This window comes from Veillonella sp. CHU594, from assembly GCF_003992265.1.
GTDB lineage: Bacteria > Bacillota > Negativicutes > Veillonellales > Veillonellaceae > F0422.
Genome location: NZ_RQVB01000002.1, coordinates 78,798 through 96,577 on the forward strand (window position 1 = coordinate 78,798; position 17,780 = coordinate 96,577).

Consider the following 17,780-nt stretch of genomic DNA (forward strand, 5'->3'; position numbering starts at 1 on the left):
TAGCTATATGTATTATGCATGTTCTTTTTCAGATTCTGCTTGTTTTGCCTTTTCATGACATTCGCCACAGAAACCGTATACTTTTAATTGATGGTCTGTGGTATGGAAGTTCAATTTTTTAGCGATAATGGATTCTAATGTTTCCAACATATCATCTTCAAATTCTTTGACGCAGCCACACTTAACACAAATCAAATGATGATGGAAATGAGATAATTCATCGCTATTTAATTCATAGCGATTACGACCATCACCAAAATCCAAACGTTTTACTAAGTCTAACTCAGTGAATAAGTCCAATGTACGGTAAATCGTAGCTAAACCAATATCTGGATTGTTCTTTTTCACTAAAATATACACATCTTCTGCACTTAAGTGCTTTTCTTCTGCTTCAATGAACGTTTGTAAGATAATTTGACGTTGTGTTGTTAATTTATATTTTTTATCTTTAATACGCTCTTTTAATTTTTCCATTGTTGCTTGTACTTCCATTGCTTTATCCATGATGTTCCTCTTTCTGTAAACTATAATATTTATTAAAATACCACAACCGTTTTGCTATAATTTGTGCTACAGCTGTCAATGGTACGGCAGTCATCATACCGATCATCCCAAAGAAATAGCCTCCCACAAAAATGGCTGTAATAATAACTAATGGGGGAAGATTAATAACATGCCCCATAATCTTAGGCATAATTATTTGTCCATCTAGCACTTGCAAGATCCCATATGTAATGGCAACTTTTACGGCTAGAGGACCACTAATAACAGCGGCTAAAATAATGGCTGGCGCTGCACTAATAAATGGTCCAATAATAGGAATCCACTCCGCGATACCCGCTAATACTGCTAATACAAGAGGATACGGCAAATCGTAGCAATAGCATACGATAAATGTAAGGCAAAACATATTACTTGCTAATAGTAATTGTCCCCGTAAATATCCTCCTAAAGTACGAATAATATCATTTACTACGTCTTCCAAATGAGCTGAAGTAGGGCTAGAAAAAATATTTAATATAGCCCGTTTAATACTACGTCCATCTTTCAGTAAATAAAATGTTAAAATCGGTACTAACAATAATTGTAATAAGGTACTAGCAAAGGACACGATAGCAAGCACACCACGTTGTGCTAAATCCACTCCATAATTACCAATCGTAACTAAAGTTGAGTTAATCACACCTTCAAATTGATGTGGTATGATACTTTCACCATCGATACCTTGTAATCCTTTTACCACTTCTACAAATTGGTCTAATACATATGGTAAGTTAATTAATAATTTTGTTAATTCACTAATTACTGGTACCATCACATATCGAACCAACACGGTAGATACGAGCGCCACTACCACGAAAGATGGAATAATAGCTAACCATCGTGGGCATTGTTTCCAATACTTTCGAATATATTGTTGCGTCATATTTACCCAAGGCCATAAGAGCAAGGTTAAAATAATAGCAATCACTAAGGGAATCACTACCGGTAATGCAATCGTTAGACCTATACTCGCTAAAATCAGTAAAATACAGCGTAGCCAATATTGTATAGATTTATCTCCCATCCTATCACCTACCGTACAAATGGATTAAATTGCTTTTCATCGCCAATTGTTGTTTCTGGTCCATGTCCAGGATAGACCTTTGTATCTTCTGGCAATGTATATAGCTTTTCTTTAATCCCCTTACTTAATACGTCAAAATCTCCATTAGGAAAATCCGTCCTGCCTATTGACCCTTGGAACAAGGTATCCCCTGCCAGTAAAGTTCCCTCTGTGTAATAACATACTCCACCTGGTGTATGACCTGGTGTTTCAATCACAGTAAAGGTAGTGTCACCTAAGGAAATCGTATCGCCCTCTTTTACATAGCGTACATCATCTACTTCTGCTGTAATATAGCGACCAGAATGAGCACTCAAATTCACCGTTGGATTCGTCAAACATTCCGCATCGCCTTCGTGAATATATACTGGCACATGGTACGCATCCACCAACGTTTTTACAGCCCCAATATGATCACTGTGCCCATGAGTTAATAGAATACCTTGCACCTTAAATTCGTGACTATCTAGAATTTCTTTTAACTTTTCTCCTTCGTCACCTGGATCAGTTACAAGGCACGTATTATCTGCTTCATTATGCACAATGTAACAATTCGTTCCATACGCCCCTAAGGGCATATAATATAACTTCATTTCTTAACTCCATTAAAACTCTTTACTACTTTCTAATAGAATCGTCACAGGTCCATCATTGACCAATGCTACTTGCATATGAGCTTGAAATTGACCTGTACTCACGATTAAGCCTTTTCCTTTGAAAGCCTCTACTAGATCCAAATATAAGCGCTCTGCCATCTCTGGTGGTGCTGCTTTCATAAAGTTCGGTCGACGACCCTTACGCGCATCTCCGTAGAGGGTGAATTGCGAAACTACGCACACTTCACCACCTACATCTAGCACAGATAGATTCATTTTATCTTCTTCATCTTCAAAGATGCGTAGATGGCTTACCTTTTCACAAATATAGTGTACATCCTCTATTGTATCCGTATCTGTTACACCTACTAGTACTAAAAGACCTTGCTTCGTACTACCAATAACAGACCCATCTACGGTAACCGAAGAAGAACTCACACGTTGTACAACGGCTCTCATGCTTTCCCTCCTCGATGGACTGAATATACATCTTTCACTCGGCGCAATTTCGTCATCACATAATCGAGTTGTGACAAATCTTTAATATCTAACATTAAATGAATGGTTACATCTTTTGCATCGTCAGTTTTCGCATTAATATTGGAAATGTTAATTTTCATTTCTGACAAGACTGCCATCACTTCCATTAACAAACCACTGCGATCATAGGCATGCACGGACACACTTACTTGGAATTGATCCTGTGTAGCTCCTTCCCAATCGACTTCTATCATACGATTCAAATCATCTGGGGTATGACCAATATTGGTACAATCTGCACGATGTACAGAAACGCCTCGGCCTCTCGTAATATAGCCAATAATGTCGTCTCCTGGTACAGGATTACAGCAACGAGCCATACGAACCATCACACCAGCTTCACCTTTTACAAGAACACCACTGCTACTTTTCTTAGATTTTCCTTGATGTACTTTAAGACGGTCGATGACAGCCATCGTATCTTTTCGCTGCTCTTCCTTAGCGACTTCCTGCTTATGAATGTCCACTAATCTGAGCAATACTGTATTCACTGAAAGTCCACCAAATCCAACGGCAGAGTACAGCTCAGCTTCGCCGCCAGCATTCAAAGATTTTCCAATCTTTTCTAGGCGACCATTTTTTGTTAAGTCCTTCCAATCATAGCCTAAGCGTTTCGCTTCTTTTTCTAATAGTTCGCGACCTTTGACGATATTTTCTTCTTTATTTTCACGCTTAAACCAGTTTCGAATCTTTGTCTTACTTTCTGTAGAGCCGACAATATTTAACCAGTCTAACCGTGGTTTCCCATTTTTAGAAGTGACGATTTCAACGATGTCACCATTTTGCAATTCATAATCCAAAGGAACAATCTTGCCATTAATTTTGGCTCCTACACATTTATTCCCCACATCGGTATGAACACGATACGCAAAATCCAGTGGCACTGTGCCTTTCGGTAACTTCATAACGTCGCCTTTTGGGGTAAAGACGAATACTTCCCCTGTAAAGACATCCAGTTTCAAAGCGTTAAGCAATTCTTTCGGATCGCTTGCATCTTGCCACTCAAGAACATGACGAATCCAGCCTACCTTTGCATCAAAATCAGCTTCTGCTTTCCCTTTATTACCTTCCTTATATCGCCAATGGGCGGCTACACCATATTCAGATACACGATGCATATCCCAAGTACGAATTTGAATTTCTACAGGCTGACCTTTTGTACCGATAACTGTGGTATGCAAGGATTGATACATATTCGACTTCGGCATCGCAATATAATCTTTAAAGCGATACGGCAAAGGTTTCCACAAACTATGTACTGTACCTAGCACAGCATAACAATCTGGAATTGTATCTACGATGACTCGAACGGCATACAAATCATAAATTTGAGATAAATCTCGATTGTCCTTTTTCATTTTCTTATAAATACTATAAAAGTGTTTGGGACGACCTTTTACATCTGCTTTAATATGAGCATGTTCCAAAGCATCTTTCAAAGTATTCATAGTATCATTTACAATATCCTCACGAGCTTGTCGTTTTTCACTCATCTGTTGTACTAGGTCATAATATTTTTCTGGTTCTAAATAACGGAACGATAAGTCCTCTAGTTCCCATTTAATATTAAAAATACCTAAGCGATGTGCCAATGGCGCAAAAATTTCTAACGTTTCTTGGGCTATACGTTGTTGTTTATCGGGACGCATATGCTTTAAGGTACGCATATTGTGTAATCGGTCCCCTAGCTTGATGACCACTACACGCACATCTTTTGCCATGGCCAAAATCATCTTTCGATAATTTTCAATTTGCTGTTCTTCTTTTGTTTGATACTGAAATTGATTTAGTTTTGTAACCCCATCTACCAAGAATGCCACTTCTGGTCCAAATTGTTCTTCTATTTCCTCTAAGCTTATCTCTGTATCTTCCACTACATCATGTAATAAAGCAGATACCAAGGTAGATCGATCAATTTGTAGTTCGCTCAATATGGTGGCAACCCCTAAAGGGTGCAAGATATACGGTTCTCCAGAAGCCCGTTTTTGCGATGCATGCGCTTTATCTGCCAGTGCAAACGCACGCTCTATGACTGGCCAGTCTTCTTCTGGTAAATAGGACCGAACACGGTCCATAAATTGTCCATATTCTCGTTCTTTATTAAATGTATGCTCCTGAGGGGTACTTATAGTACTTACCATTATGATCCCTCCTGACTATAAGTCATAAACGTCAACGATGTGTGAAGTTCCAACTTTTGTTGCACATTCACCCAGCGATATACATGACGTCCATCATCCAATGCTTCCTCTTTTAGAATGCCTAAATCTTTAAATACATCTAAAGCAAGGATTGCTTCTCGCGAAGTCATTTCTTGTGGCTTACACTCTAACGCTTCTCGCTCCACTATATACTTTGGTGCTGTGGGAGACCGGAAAATATGTTTTACCACAGTATACATCTTGCGTAAGCTATCTACTTCTAGTCGTTCTCTTTGTTGTGAAAGTGGTTCCAAGTCTTGCACAATGAGTTGTGGCGTCACCAGGCCTTGCCATTCATTTTTTTGCAAAGAAAATGCTACTTTTACAGGGTCATCTGCAAAGATTTCCTGCATATAATGTGCCCCTTGCCAAGCCACCGCATCAATGGGGCCCTGTTGACCTTGCAAGATAATTTTACAATGATTTTTTTGAAATCCCATAGGGTACAGATTCTGCACACGAATCTTAGGAAGTGCAAACACAGGCGTACTATTCCCCATACCATAAGGCTCTAAAGTAGCTATTTGATCAATTAACTCAATGCTAATATCATCGCTATGCATAGCACCATCAACGGTGACAATGGGAATATAATCTTCTTCTGTTAATTGTTTACGGCAAAACTCACTAGCTTTTTCACGTAAGGCATCAATATGCTCTGCTTGTACACTAAATCCTGCTGCCTGTGCATGTCCACCAAACTGTATTAATGTATCTCCTGCATAGGTTAACATATCATACATATTACAATGATCAATACTACGACAGGAGCCTTTACCAATTCCATCATGAATACTAATCACCATAGTCGGTTTATAAAAGGCTTCTACCAAACGGGACGCAACGATACCGATAACTCCAGGATGCCAGCCTTCGCCTGCCACTACAATACATTGATCCGCCAAACTTCCTTGTGCTAATACCGATTGATACGCTTCTTCAAAAATAGCTCGTTCAATCTGTTGTCGCTCCGTATTTGTTTCTTGCAACTCTTCTGCAATTTCCATGGCCTCAACTAGGTCTGTGGTAATCAGTAATTCTACAGCTCGTGTCGCATGCGTCACCCGTCCTGCTGCATTTAATCTTGGCGCTAAGGTAAACCCAATATGGCCTGCAGATAGTACTTTTCCTTCTAAACCAGCCACTTGCACTAAGGCTTGAATCCCTACATTGGGAGACTCTGTCATCTTACGCAAACCTTCACGAACGATAATCCGATTTTCTCCCACTAAGGGAACTACATCAGCTACCGTTCCCAAGGCTACAATATCTAAGTCTTCTCGATATTCTTCACCAGTACGACGCTTCCATAAAGCTTGGCAGACTTTGAATGCCACACCTACGCCAGATAAGTTTTTATCTGTATAGGGACACTCTGGCTGTTTATGGTTAACCACCGCTGTAGCCCTTGGTATTTGCGGCGGTGATGTATGATGGTCTGTAATAATCATAGACACGCGATCTCTCACAGCTTCTACAATATCATAGGAACTAATACCGCAATCTACCGAAATAATTAAATCTGTTTTTTGAGCAATCAAATATTCCAAAGCTTCTAAGTTGAGACCATATCCTTCACTTTGTCGCTCTGGAATATAATAAGTTACATTCGCTCCTAATCGCGAAAAAAATCGGTACATTAGTGATGTAGCCGTAATACCATCTACATCATAATCTCCGTAAATGACAATGGACCCATTCATGGCTAAGACTCTTTCGATTTCTTCCACAGCCTGTGCCATTCCTTTTAACATAAAAGGATCTAATAAATCATCCATTGTGCTATATAAGAATGTTCGACCTTCTTCTACAGTGGTAATCCCACGGTTTGCCAATAAATGAGAAACAATAGGATGCACTGCTAATCCAGAGGTCAATTGAGATTCTATTTCTTTTTGATGTTCGGCAATTTTCCAACGTTTGCCTTTTCGTTTATCTATTTTCATACGTACCTCTTGGAGGGATATTTCTTTCATTATCATTATCATTATTATACATGAAAGTCCAAGCATTTTCAATAAGTATCATTATTAAAAATATAATAATTTACTTTTATTATTACATCTTATGACAAAAGTAGTGTTTATAATTAAATTTCTTCACTCTTCAATTATCAATTTCAAACTCTAAAACCCCACCATAACAAATGTGAGGGCTCTTCGTATATGAGCATCCCACACATTTAGCATAAAACCAAAAAAGGTTGTACCCAAATGCACATACAGCATTTCAGTACAACCTAATGTAAAACCTGTCCTAATTCTAATTATGCAGAATATGACATCCATCACTTCTATGAAGCCATATACTACCATCATTACAAAGAAATCATCTACTCATGCACTACGATGACTACACTGGAAGTATTTCCCTATCTACATCATCTTAGATGATTCCAAATAACTTCATGCTTAAGTTACCAAAGAAGAAATGGAAGATATAATTCAATACGGAAATATAAAATCCTACTTTCCACCAGGTCACTTGTGGCACGTAGTGACTGCCAAAGAAGATTGGCGTTACCCCAGAGCTATAATGTGTCAACGTACAGCCGGGGCTATTCATCAAGCCAAACATTAAAATCGCATAAGGAATTGGTGCTCCCAAGGCAATTAAGATAGACGCAAAGGCAGAAAATAAGGCTGTAATACGAGCGGTACCACTGGCGAAGAAATACTGCGAGTATACAAAGACTAACGAAATAATCAATGCCGCCCACTCCCAAGACATACCACCTAACATAGTGCTGACGAATTTTGCAAAGACAGCTACAACGCCTAATTTACCAAGCAATCCAGCCATACCTACTAGAGTACCCATCCAGATTAAAATATCCCAACCTGTGGTTTCTTTCAAAATATCATCCCATGTAAGACATTCGCTAATGACACAGGCTAGTACGGCCATAATCGCAATGACCGTCGCATGTAAACCCGTAATTGTCGTAGTAGACCAGAGTAGAATTGCCCCCACAAAGATAGCTGCTACCTTTTTTTCCATCGTCGTGATCGGACCTAGTTTATCTAACTCTTCACGAGCCATAGCTGGAGCTTCTGGTGTTTCTTTGATTTCAGGTGGGTAAATCTTATAAATAAACCAAGGCATGATAACCATACTGAGCAAACCAGGCAAAGCTCCTGCTAAAAACCACTCCCACCATGTCACAGTGTAGCCAAATAATTTTGCTCCTAAAGATGTAATCAACAAGTTACCACTACAAGCGGTCAAGAATACAGTCACTGTACAGGCATTTACTGTGTGAGCCGTAGTCATTAGGTAGGCTCCCATGCGACGTGCCGTTTCTCCTGGTCTCGAATCAAAGGCCATAGAAATATTTTGCACGATAGGATAGATAATACCACCTCCACGAGCAGTATTAGATGGAGTAGCCGGAGAAATAATTAAATCTGTCATCGCCAAGGCATAGGCTAAACGCAAGGTACTCGTACCGAACCAATGAATTAAGGTATACGCAATGCGTCGCCCTAATCCAGAGTTAATAATTCCTCTAGAAAAGAAGATAGCCGACACGATAAGCCATACATTAGGCTCTGCATAGCCTAATAACGCTTCATTCATCTTAATCGAACTAGTAGCGACTGCCGCCGCAGATCCCATAAATGCCATTACCCCAGTGGGATATGGTCGTAGTATAAAGCCCACAATAGTAGCTGTAAAGATAGCTAATAAATGCCATCCTTGATCTGAAATTTCTGGCGTATGTGGCAAATACCATATGATCAGTGCCACAGCTACCACTCCCAATAGTCTTAGTAGTTTATCCATGTAGTATCCTTCCTTTCTCTATTAACACAGATCCTCCAGAGGTAACAAAAAACCCAGCACCATAAGGGTACTGGGTTCTGTAATCGCCAAATTAACGTTTGGAGAATTGAGATGCTTTACGAGCTTTTTTAAGACCGTATTTTTTACGTTCTTTCATACGTGGGTCACGAGTCAAGAAGCCAGCCTTTTTAAGACCTTGACGAAGTTCGCCATCAACTTCTAGTAATGCACGAGACACACCGTGACGAATTGCACCAGCTTGACCGGATGGGCCACCACCAGCTACAGTTGCCACAACGTCGTATTGTTCTAAAGTGTTTGTTAATACCAATGGTTGTTTAACAATCAACTCAAGAGTTTGACGACCGAAATATTCATTTAATTCGCGTTTGTTTACAGTGATTTTACCTGTACCCGGTACCAGACGAACTCTAGCAACGGAAGATTTTCTACGACCAGTGCCGTAGTATTGTGCTACTGCCATTATATGTTCCTCCTCCCGGTATTAACGGATATCTAATTCCAAAACTTCTGGTTTTTGAGCAGCATGTGGATGCTCTGCACCAGCGTATACATTCAATTTACGGTATTGTTGTGCACCCAATTTATTTTTTGGAAGCATACCTTTAACTGCCATTTCGATTACACGTTCAGGATGTTTTTCCAACATCATAGCAAGTGTAGTGAAACGGGATCCGCCTGGATAACCAGAATGACGGAAATATTCTTTTTGTAATAATTTTTTACCTGTTACACGAACTTTTTCTGCGTTCACAACGATAACGTGGTCACCAGTGTCTGCATGTGGTGTAAAAGTTGGTTTATGTTTGCCCCGAAGAACTTTAGCAACTTCGGCAGCAAGACGTCCTAAAGTTTTACCTTCAGCGTCAACAACATACCATTTGCGTTCAATATTGTTCGCATTGGCCATAAATGTAGTTTTCATGCTGCTTTCCTCCTAATAACAAGAATGTATTAACAGAAGCAATTGCCACCTTCCGGGGCTAGTGGAAGTCCGTACAAATTGCTTACCGAAATATTATACTCAAAATACAATGGATATGTCAAGGATTATCGCAAAGATTTCTTCAACAACCAATCGATATCTGTCTTCTCTGGAGTCACAACAAATTGGTGTTCTCCAAATTTTTCAAATCCATAGCGTTTATAAAAATGTTGGGCTTTATAATTTTTCTCCCAAACGCCTAACCATGCCCAAGAAAAATTACCAGATTCAGCGATGCGCAAAGCTTTTTCAAACAAGGCTTTACCCACGCCTTGTCCATGGTACTCTTTGAGCACATATAGGCGCTGTACTTCAAAGGCATTCTCTAATTTACGCTCTGTTTGTGCGTCGCCCCAGTTTATTTTCAAATACCCCGCCAACACATCATCTACGTAAGCTAGATATGTTTCACTCTCGTCATGGTCCAACTCACGTTTCAATACATCATGGTTATAAGCCTCATCAAAGAAAGCCTGTAATTCCTCTTCCGTATTGTCATGACTGAAAGTTTCTCTAAATGTGTCTGCACACAAGTTAGACAACGCTGGAATATCTGTCTCTTGAGCTCTCACAACGGCGACAACAGAACCCATTGGTTCACGAGATTCCCCTAGAATGCGCACCTCTGGTTCCAACTGCACCCCATGAGCTGCATGAATCCGTTTTTGTACCTCATGAATTACACCTAGCACATCATTGGCTGTAGCGCCTCCACGATTGACCACAAATCCAGCATGCTTCATAGATACCTCTGCAGGCCCTACGGATAACCCTTTCAAACCTGTTTGGTCAATCAAAGTTCCTGCATAATATCCCGGTGGGCGCTTGAAGGTAGATCCTGCGCTGGCATGTTCCAATGGTTGTTTAGACTCTCGTTTTTCAGTAAGATCATCCATCCGTCCTTGGATATCCTCAGGATTTCCTTCCTGTAATTCCATAGTCACACGAACGATGATTTCATGGTTCTCATGAAAGCGGCTATGACGATAGGCAAACTGCAATTCTTCTCGGTTATAGTGGTGCAAGTGTCCCTGCATATCTACAGCATCTACACTGGTTACTACTTGATCCATCTCTCCATCATAGGCACCTGCATTCATGAATACAGCACCACCTAAACTACCAGGAATGCCGATGGCAAATTCTAAGCCGCTCAAACTTTCACGTTGAGCATATTCAGATACTTCTTTCAAAGTATACCCAGCGCTCATAGTAATGGTTGTACCGTTGCGGTGTTGCTCCTCTTGCAATTCTTTCAAGCAAAGAACGACGCCACGCATACCACCATCTTGAATCAACACATTAGATCCTAGGCCTAGCACAAAAGGTTCTATGTTATGAGCATGTAATACACGCATGCAATCCTGCAATTCTTGTATAGAACGAGGTAGTACAAGTAGATCCGCAGGTCCTCCAATTTGAAAGGTCGTGAAAGGTGCTAACAGCGCATCCCTTTGAATACGATCCGTTGGAACCACCTGTTGCAATGCTTCCCATACAGCACTCATATTAGTTTGCCTTTTCTAAAATTTTCATACCTTCAGTGATTGGTTCGCTAATGATTCGATAAATATCATTCGCCACTTGTGTCCAACGTGCATGCGCTGTTAAGTACGCATTCGCACCAGAATTAGCTTGTACCATCGGCAATAAGCCTTCTAATTTTTTCAATAACTCTTCCGCTTCAGGAGCATCTGCAATTTTTGCATATTCCAGTTGCATTTGTAAAGACATAAATTCTTCTACCATGCCTTTTGCTGCTTGGTCGTCTTTAATTGCCTCTTGGGCTGCCATCATCTCTTTATGTTCTTCGCTGTCACGCATTGCTTTTTGTAATTCATATGCTAAATCGTAATTCATAATTTCTCCTCCATCCTATTAGGATTTCATTCTTATATTCTTTCATATATTGTGTATGCTATACAGTCTATATTATCTAATCTTTGGTCATTCTATGAAAGTTTATGATATTTCACTATATATAGGCTATACCATATGATTAGACTTACTATATTTAGTATTTTCTATAGACCAATACCTACTATCAAGAGGTTACACCTCGATAGATACACCTGGTCCAACGGCCTGCAAATCTGGGAAATCCAGTTGGCGCATAGCTTCATAGGCAATAATTGCCACCGCATTCGATAAATTCAAAGACCGCGCTTCATCAATCATCGGAATACGAATGCATGTGTCTGGATTGGCTGCCACAATTTCTTCTGGCAAACCTTTTGTTTCTTTACCAAACACGAGCATATCTCCAATTTCATATTGCACTTCTGCGTGGGTATGGGCGGCCTTTGTCGTAGCATACCAAAAACGCCGATCTTTATATTGTTCATACACTTCATCCAAGGACTTATGTATTTTTACATCTACTAGATGCCAATAATCAAGACCTGCTCGTTTTAAATATTTATCTTCAATGGAAAACCCCAAAGGTTCCACCAAATGTAGTGTCATATGATTTGCTGCACAAAGACGTGCAATATTGCCTGTATTACCAGGAATTTCCGGTTCTACTAATACAATTTCCATGATTCACCTACTATCTTATCGCTTAAAATGTCCGCTTTTACCACCTTGTTTTTCCACAAGATACACAGGACCAATGGTCATACTTTTATCGACGGCCTTTACCATATCATAGACAGTTAATAGACCCACTTGGACCGCTGTTAACGCTTCCATTTCCACTCCTGTAGGACCCGTAGTTTTCACTGTGCTACGAATGCACACAGCTTGCTTCTCTTCTACCAAGGAACAGTCTACACTCACCTTCGTCAACGCCAATGGATGGCATAACGGAATAAGGTTAGACGTTTGTTTCGCTCCCATGATGGCTGCCAATTGTGCCACTGCTAACACATCACCTTTTTTGACATTCCCGCTAGCCACAATACTAAAAGCTTCCTCACTGAGCGTAATAAACCCTTCTGCTACAGCTACGCGCTCTGTATGATCCTTTTGGGACACATCCACCATATGCGCATTACCGCCTTCATCAAAATGTGTTAATTTCATAGATACCTCCATGTGAATTTCATTATACCATAGAGAAGGGATTGACGTCAGTAATCTATGTTAGAGAAAAGAGTCTACACAAAAAGGATTGCCACATTAGCATATGCTAGTGACAATCCTTTCAGATAGAAATATTTCATATTCTCTGCTATCAAGATTCGTACGCCAATGAAACATTCCCATTATTTCTTGTAATTTTTATTTGTTCAAGGAACTGTTTATTTTTCATATTCCTTATATTACAGCTCGATAGTTTGACCTGGATCCACCACAAGTCCAGCTTGTTTATGCTTTGCTTCTAACAACGCCACAAAGGTTGCTGGCTCTTTATCAATCACAGGCCATGTTTTGTAATGAATTGGGATGGTTGTATTCGCTTGAATCCAAGATGCTGCTGTCACCGCATCTTCCACACCCATCGTAAAATTATCACCAATTGGCAACAAAGCATAGTCGATTTCACCATGGCGACTGATTAATTTCATATCGCTGAACAATGCCGTATCCCCAGCAAAGTACACACGTTTACCAAAAAACTCAATGATTACACCTGCCGCATGACCACCTGGAACACCAGACCCATGAAAAGCTGGTGTTAAACGGATAGAACCAAATGGGAAATTAAACTTTCCACCTAAATGCATCGCATGGCTACGAGCCCCTGCTTCAGCGGCTTTTCGAGCTACCTCTGCAGTAGAGATTACAAGGGCATCATTCTTCTTGGCAATCATATCGGTATCACCATAATGATCATCATGACCATGGGACACAAAAATATATTGGCACTCTATATCCTCTGCCTTTGCCACATCCCATGTATTACCCGTAAAAAACGGATCACATACCAACGTTACATCACCATTGCTCAAAGCAAACGTAGCATGACCATAATACGTTAACGTTACATTGCTCATAAGAATACCTCCCTCAGATTATCTTAGTCCAACAATATTTGTTAAGTAAATTATATCATTCATAGAAAGCTGGTCGCAAGATAAAGAGCATGTATACATAAAAGTCAACATCCCTAGGCCGCCACCTAGGGATGTTTGCTATATATTCATGTTACAAAATCTAGCTATATAGTAGTTACGCTTCCGCCCACTCTGTATGGAATGTGCCTTCTTTGTCTGTACGTTCGTATGTATGAGCACCGAAGAAGTCACGTTGTCCTTGGATTAGATTTGCTGGCAATACACCACGACGATAGGAATCGAAGTAATCTAAGGATGCACTGAAAGCAGGTGTTGGGATACCGTAACGTTTCGCAGCAATGATCGCTTCACGCCATTTTGCTTGGTGTGTTTGCAATGCTTCTGCAAAGAATGGATCCAACATCAAGTTATTCAAATCTGGGTTATTTGTGAATGCTTTTTTAATATCTTCTAAGAATGCTGCACGGATAATGCAACCGCCACGCCACAACAATGCCATGTCACCGAAGTTAATATTCCAATTATATTCTTTTGCCGCTGCTTTAATCAATGCAAAACCTTGTGCATAGGAGCAAATTTTAGACGCATATAAGGCAGAATGGATAGCAGCTACTAATGCTTCTTTATCGCCTTCAAAAACTTCTGTTGGGCCTGCTAATACTGGTTCTGCCAACACACGCTCAGATTTGTACGCAGACATAGCACGAGCAAACACGGCTTCTGCGATGGTTGGAATTGGCACACCAAGGTCTAAACCTTCTTGGCTAGTCCATTTACCAGTACCTTTTTGACCAGCTTTGTCCAAGATTTTTTCTACTAATGGAGTTCCATCAGTATCTTTTACTTTCATAATTTTAGCAGTGATTTCAATAAGGTAGGAATCTAATAATCCTGTGTTCCATTTTGCAAATACATCGCCAATTTCATCATCGCTCATGCGAAGTAATTCTTTCATCATGAAGTAGGCTTCGGAAATTAATTGCATATCGCCGTATTCGATACCATTGTGCACCATTTTTACATAGTGACCTGCACCGTCATCACCTACATATGTGCAGCAAGGACCGTCTGCCACTTGGGCTGCAATGGATGTAAAGATAGGAGCCAATTCATTGTAGGAAGCTTCGTTACCACCTGGCATCAAGCTTGGACCATTTAAAGCCCCTTCTTCACCACCAGATACGCCAACTCCTAAGAAACGGAAACCTTTGGATTCTAAGTATTTTGTACGACGAATCGTATCTGGGTAATGGGAGTTACCGCCATCGATTAATGTATCGCCTTGGTCTAAATATGGTAAAAAGGCTTCAATCATATCGTCTACAGGTTGACCTGCTTTCACTAAGAACATGATTTTACGAGGTTTTTCTAACATTGCTACAAACTCTTCTGGAGTATGTGCTCCGCCGATTGTTCCTTCGTGGCTATAGTTGGTTACAAAATCGTCTGTTTTTTGTGGTGTACGGTTGTACACTGCAATGCTGAATCCATGACGGGCAATGTTGCGGGCCAAGTTTTGTCCCATAACAGCCAAACCAACTAGACCAAATTGATATAATTTTTCACTCATCGTCATACCTCTTTCTTGATTGACTATCGTGTGTGAGCTTGTTCTTCTTTCAAACGAGCCAACATCACTGATGAACTAAACATAATAATACCTGCAATGACGGTAGCCAAGGCTAGGTTTTCTCCGAAGACGATAAATCCCCAGAAGGAGTTAAAGAATACCCCTACATATTGCATAAATTGTGCCACTACTGCATTGGTTGCCACAAACGCACCAGTTAGGAAGAATTGCGCCACTACGGAAATGGCTCCGATAATCCCTAAATACAGTGCTTGTGTTGCATTAGGCCATACAAAATCTGGTATCATCACGATACCGCCTACTAGCATGGTGGTGACTAAAAAATAAAACATGATTTCATAGGAACTGTGACCACCCTTTAAGCTAATGGTGCGAATCGTTGTATAGGCCGCCGCCGATAAGGCTGCTCCTGCAATGGCAATAAAAGAATACCAATGCAATCCCGATAAATTCCAAGGTTGAATCATATACACAACGGCTAAGAAGATCAATCCTAACCATTTAGCAGATCCATCAGGCAATTTTTCTTTCAACACAAAGTTGCTAAAAATCAGGACGAATATACCTGATAGTTGAAATAGTATGGATGCATCTGCCATCGTCATATAGACTAATGCAATGAAATTACTTAAATTTCCTAATCCACCGAAGATACCACGCAAGGTTAATAGCCCTCGATGTTCCGTGGAAAAGGAAATTCCTTTTTGTCGCATCACTATGAGTACGGCAATTGTTCCTATGAGCCCTCTGAAAAATGTCACCTCTGCCGCCGGCATACCATCGCCTAGAAGTTTCACAAATAAATTCATAATACTGAAGGCGAAGGATGACATGAGGGAAAAGAAAAATGCTTGTACCATAGGTCACCTATTGTTTGAAAGTATCCACAAAGGATAGAATTTCTTCTTTCATAGCTTCTTTTGGAATCACCTTGGTGAAACGCAATGGCTTATGTTGCAACTCTGCCAATTGTTTCGGACAACCTACGCCTGTGACTGCCGAAATATTGTCTAAGCTTTCATAAGGAGTTGATCCTACTTTGATATCCAAGGCTTCACAAATCGGTGTTGGGAATTTGAAAGGATGCGCCGTGGAAGCAATCACCGTATGACGGTGACCATCTTCAGGATGAGCCTCTAGCTCTTTCATATAAGCTCCCATCGCCACCGCTGTGTGCGGATCCATTACATAGCCATAGGAATTGTACACTTGCTCGATGACAGCCTTTGTCATGTCATCGTCTACATAGGCGCCAGCAAACTCTTTTTGCACCGCTTGTAGTTCTTCTGGAGTGACAGAGAATTTGCCCTCTCCTTTCAGTGCTTTCATACGCTCAGCTGTCAATTCTGCATTTTCACCGCTCACATAATAAATAAACCGTTCAAAGTTAGAACTTTCCAAAATATCCATAGACGGAGAGATGGTTGTATAGAACGGACGGTTCATATCATAGGTACCAGTGCTGAAGAAATCTGCGAGCACATTGTTTTGATTGGATGCACAAATTAATTTACCAACCGGAATACCCATGCGTTTTGCATAGTAAGCGGCCAAAATATTGCCGAAGTTGCCTGTTGGCACCACCACATTAAACGCTTCATCTTCGTGGATAGCCCCCGTATTTACCAATTCAGCATAGGCTGCCACATAGTACACCACTTGTGGCGCTAGACGGCCGATATTAATAGAGTTAGCAGAAGAGAACTTCACTCCTTTGTCTGCCACTTCCTTCGCCACATCAGCATCCACAAAGAGACGCTTCAAAAATTGTTGAGCATCATCAAAGTTACCTTCGATGGCTGTTACATTGACATTTGCACCTTCTTGCTTTTGCATTTGCTCTTGTTGCATAGGGCTAACGCCATCCGTTGGGAAGAACACTTGAATGTGTGTGCCTGGTACATCTTTGAATCCTTCTAAGGCTGCTTTTCCTGTATCACCAGAGGTAGCTGTCAATATCAACACTTCTTTTATTTCTTTTTCCGCTTCCTTTGCTGCCACCAATAAGTATGGGAACAAAGATAAGGCCATATCTTTAAAAGCTTGGGTGCGACCGTGGAACAACTCCAACACGGATACTCGCTCTAACAAGGAATGCATAGGCGCCATATCTGGTGTATCGAAGTTCACCGTATTATAGGCACTACGAATCATCGTTTCTAATTCCGCTTCTGTGAAAGTCGTAAATAACTTACTCAACACAACCAGTGCAATTTCTTCATAACTCTTGTCTGCCACATCGCGGTAGGACAAACATTGTTCCGGAAACTCCACCGGCACATATAAACCGCCATCACTTGCCAATCCATGGAGCAACGCAAAGGTTTCACTCACCGTTTCATGACTGCGCGTACTTGTATACTTCATCTCATCATCCTTTATATTACACAATATATTGTATTATCTTCATTCATTATAAATTAATGCTATCTATTTAGCAAGAAAAGGAGTACACCGATCTCAATCATGATAATTAGTAATAAAAGTCACAA

At 40.4% G+C, this 17,780-nt stretch carries 17 protein-coding genes and 1 pseudogene; all 18 read right to left on the reverse strand.

The features are described from left to right. Positions 1-12: 12 nt before the first annotated feature. Complete coding sequence (locus tag EO111_RS00860; RefSeq protein WP_009352981.1) at positions 13-504, reverse strand: Fur family transcriptional regulator; 492 nt, start codon at positions 502-504, stop codon at positions 13-15. Continuing rightward, positions 497-1,567, reverse strand: a complete 1,071-nt coding sequence (locus EO111_RS00865) for an AI-2E family transporter (RefSeq protein WP_126940559.1) — start codon at positions 1,565-1,567, stop codon at positions 497-499. Before EO111_RS00865 ends, EO111_RS00860 begins: the two co-directional genes overlap by 8 nt. Positions 1,568-1,575: 8 nt before the next feature. After that, entirely contained in the window at positions 1,576-2,199 is a 624-nt protein-coding gene (locus EO111_RS00870) for an MBL fold metallo-hydrolase (protein WP_127010219.1), read from the reverse strand. A gap of 12 nt (positions 2,200-2,211) precedes the next feature. After that, entirely contained in the window at positions 2,212-2,661 is a 450-nt protein-coding gene (gene dtd, locus EO111_RS00875; protein WP_127010220.1) for a D-aminoacyl-tRNA deacylase, read from the reverse strand. Further along, positions 2,658-4,817 (reverse strand): bifunctional (p)ppGpp synthetase/guanosine-3',5'-bis(diphosphate) 3'-pyrophosphohydrolase, encoded by a 2,160-nt coding sequence (locus tag EO111_RS00880; RefSeq protein ID WP_369813337.1) that lies wholly within the window; start codon positions 4,815-4,817, stop codon positions 2,658-2,660. The genes dtd and EO111_RS00880 overlap by 4 nt, the downstream gene beginning before the upstream one ends. A gap of 65 nt (positions 4,818-4,882) precedes the next feature. Beyond that, the gene (gene recJ / locus EO111_RS00885) at positions 4,883-6,889 is read right to left on the reverse strand and encodes a single-stranded-DNA-specific exonuclease RecJ (protein ID WP_127010221.1); all 2,007 of its coding nucleotides are present in this window, start codon (positions 6,887-6,889) and stop codon (positions 4,883-4,885) included. A gap of 439 nt (positions 6,890-7,328) precedes the next feature. Further along, positions 7,329-8,729 carry a DASS family sodium-coupled anion symporter gene (locus tag EO111_RS00890; RefSeq protein WP_126940562.1) on the reverse strand — a complete coding sequence of 467 codons (1,401 nt, stop codon included), beginning with the start codon at positions 8,727-8,729 and terminating at the stop codon, positions 7,329-7,331. A gap of 91 nt (positions 8,730-8,820) precedes the next feature. Further along, entirely contained in the window at positions 8,821-9,213 is a 393-nt protein-coding gene (rpsI, locus tag EO111_RS00895; RefSeq protein ID WP_009352806.1) for a 30S ribosomal protein S9, read from the reverse strand. A 21-nt stretch (positions 9,214-9,234) separates the two neighbouring features. Further along, on the reverse strand, positions 9,235-9,675 hold the full coding sequence (gene rplM / locus EO111_RS00900; RefSeq protein WP_009352918.1) for a 50S ribosomal protein L13: 441 nt from the start codon (positions 9,673-9,675) through the stop codon (positions 9,235-9,237). Positions 9,676-9,800: 125 nt separating this feature from the next. Further along, positions 9,801-10,328 (reverse strand): N-acetyltransferase, encoded by a 528-nt coding sequence (locus tag EO111_RS08365; RefSeq protein WP_240629340.1) that lies wholly within the window; start codon positions 10,326-10,328, stop codon positions 9,801-9,803. Positions 10,329-10,340: 12 nt separating this feature from the next. Next, a pseudogene (murB, locus tag EO111_RS08370) lies at positions 10,341-11,243 on the reverse strand (UDP-N-acetylmuramate dehydrogenase); the annotation flags it as partial. A gap of 1 nt (position 11,244) precedes the next feature. After that, entirely contained in the window at positions 11,245-11,595 is a 351-nt protein-coding gene (locus EO111_RS00910) for a YlbF family regulator (RefSeq protein WP_009352993.1), read from the reverse strand. Between the two features lie 192 nt (positions 11,596-11,787). Beyond that, a complete protein-coding gene (gene trmL, locus EO111_RS00915) occupies positions 11,788-12,276 on the reverse strand; it encodes a tRNA (uridine(34)/cytosine(34)/5-carboxymethylaminomethyluridine(34)-2'-O)-methyltransferase TrmL (RefSeq protein ID WP_009352837.1) in 489 nt (162 codons plus the stop codon). A 15-nt stretch (positions 12,277-12,291) separates the two neighbouring features. Further along, the gene (gene moaC, locus EO111_RS00920; RefSeq protein ID WP_062400980.1) at positions 12,292-12,762 is read right to left on the reverse strand and encodes a cyclic pyranopterin monophosphate synthase MoaC; all 471 of its coding nucleotides are present in this window, start codon (positions 12,760-12,762) and stop codon (positions 12,292-12,294) included. A 239-nt stretch (positions 12,763-13,001) separates the two neighbouring features. Further along, complete coding sequence (locus EO111_RS00925; RefSeq protein WP_062400982.1) at positions 13,002-13,676, reverse strand: metal-dependent hydrolase; 675 nt, start codon at positions 13,674-13,676, stop codon at positions 13,002-13,004. A gap of 175 nt (positions 13,677-13,851) precedes the next feature. Continuing rightward, entirely contained in the window at positions 13,852-15,267 is a 1,416-nt protein-coding gene (gene gnd, locus EO111_RS00930; RefSeq protein WP_127010223.1) for a decarboxylating NADP(+)-dependent phosphogluconate dehydrogenase, read from the reverse strand. A gap of 23 nt (positions 15,268-15,290) precedes the next feature. Then, on the reverse strand, positions 15,291-16,148 hold the full coding sequence (locus tag EO111_RS00935) for a DMT family transporter (RefSeq protein WP_009352991.1): 858 nt from the start codon (positions 16,146-16,148) through the stop codon (positions 15,291-15,293). A 7-nt stretch (positions 16,149-16,155) separates the two neighbouring features. Continuing rightward, entirely contained in the window at positions 16,156-17,655 is a 1,500-nt protein-coding gene (gene thrC / locus EO111_RS00940) for a threonine synthase (RefSeq protein ID WP_127010224.1), read from the reverse strand. Positions 17,656-17,780 lie beyond the last annotated feature (125 nt).

Bases quoted from the DNA above. Each gene is read 5' to 3' on its own strand.
- dtd (WP_127010220.1), bottom strand. From the start codon at position 2,661: ATGAGAGCCGTTGTACAACGTGTGAGTTCTTCTTCGGTTACCGTAGAT.
- EO111_RS00935 (WP_009352991.1), bottom strand. From the start codon at position 16,148: ATGGTACAAGCATTTTTCTTTTCCCTCATGTCATCCTTCGCCTTCAGT.
- EO111_RS00870 (WP_127010219.1), bottom strand. From the start codon at position 2,199: ATGAAGTTATATTATATGCCCTTAGGGGCGTATGGAACGAATTGTTAC.
- EO111_RS00860 (WP_009352981.1), bottom strand. From the start codon at position 504: ATGGATAAAGCAATGGAAGTACAAGCAACAATGGAAAAATTAAAAGAG.
- EO111_RS00880 (WP_369813337.1), bottom strand. From the start codon at position 4,817: ATGGACCGTGTTCGGTCCTATTTACCAGAAGAAGACTGGCCAGTCATA.
- rpsI (WP_009352806.1), bottom strand. From the start codon at position 9,213: ATGGCAGTAGCACAATACTACGGCACTGGTCGTAGAAAATCTTCCGTT.
- trmL (WP_009352837.1), bottom strand. From the start codon at position 12,276: ATGGAAATTGTATTAGTAGAACCGGAAATTCCTGGTAATACAGGCAAT.
- EO111_RS08365 (WP_240629340.1), bottom strand. From the start codon at position 10,328: ATGGGTTCTGTTGTCGCCGTTGTGAGAGCTCAAGAGACAGATATTCCA.
- EO111_RS00865 (WP_126940559.1), bottom strand. From the start codon at position 1,567: ATGGGAGATAAATCTATACAATATTGGCTACGCTGTATTTTACTGATT.
- rplM (WP_009352918.1), bottom strand. From the start codon at position 9,675: ATGAAAACTACATTTATGGCCAATGCGAACAATATTGAACGCAAATGG.
- recJ (WP_127010221.1), bottom strand. From the start codon at position 6,889: ATGAAAATAGATAAACGAAAAGGCAAACGTTGGAAAATTGCCGAACAT.
- gnd (WP_127010223.1), bottom strand. From the start codon at position 15,267: ATGAGTGAAAAATTATATCAATTTGGTCTAGTTGGTTTGGCTGTTATG.
- thrC (WP_127010224.1), bottom strand. From the start codon at position 17,655: ATGAAGTATACAAGTACGCGCAGTCATGAAACGGTGAGTGAAACCTTT.
- EO111_RS00890 (WP_126940562.1), bottom strand. From the start codon at position 8,729: ATGGATAAACTACTAAGACTATTGGGAGTGGTAGCTGTGGCACTGATC.
- EO111_RS00910 (WP_009352993.1), bottom strand. From the start codon at position 11,595: ATGAATTACGATTTAGCATATGAATTACAAAAAGCAATGCGTGACAGC.
- moaC (WP_062400980.1), bottom strand. From the start codon at position 12,762: ATGAAATTAACACATTTTGATGAAGGCGGTAATGCGCATATGGTGGAT.
- EO111_RS00925 (WP_062400982.1), bottom strand. From the start codon at position 13,676: ATGAGCAATGTAACGTTAACGTATTATGGTCATGCTACGTTTGCTTTG.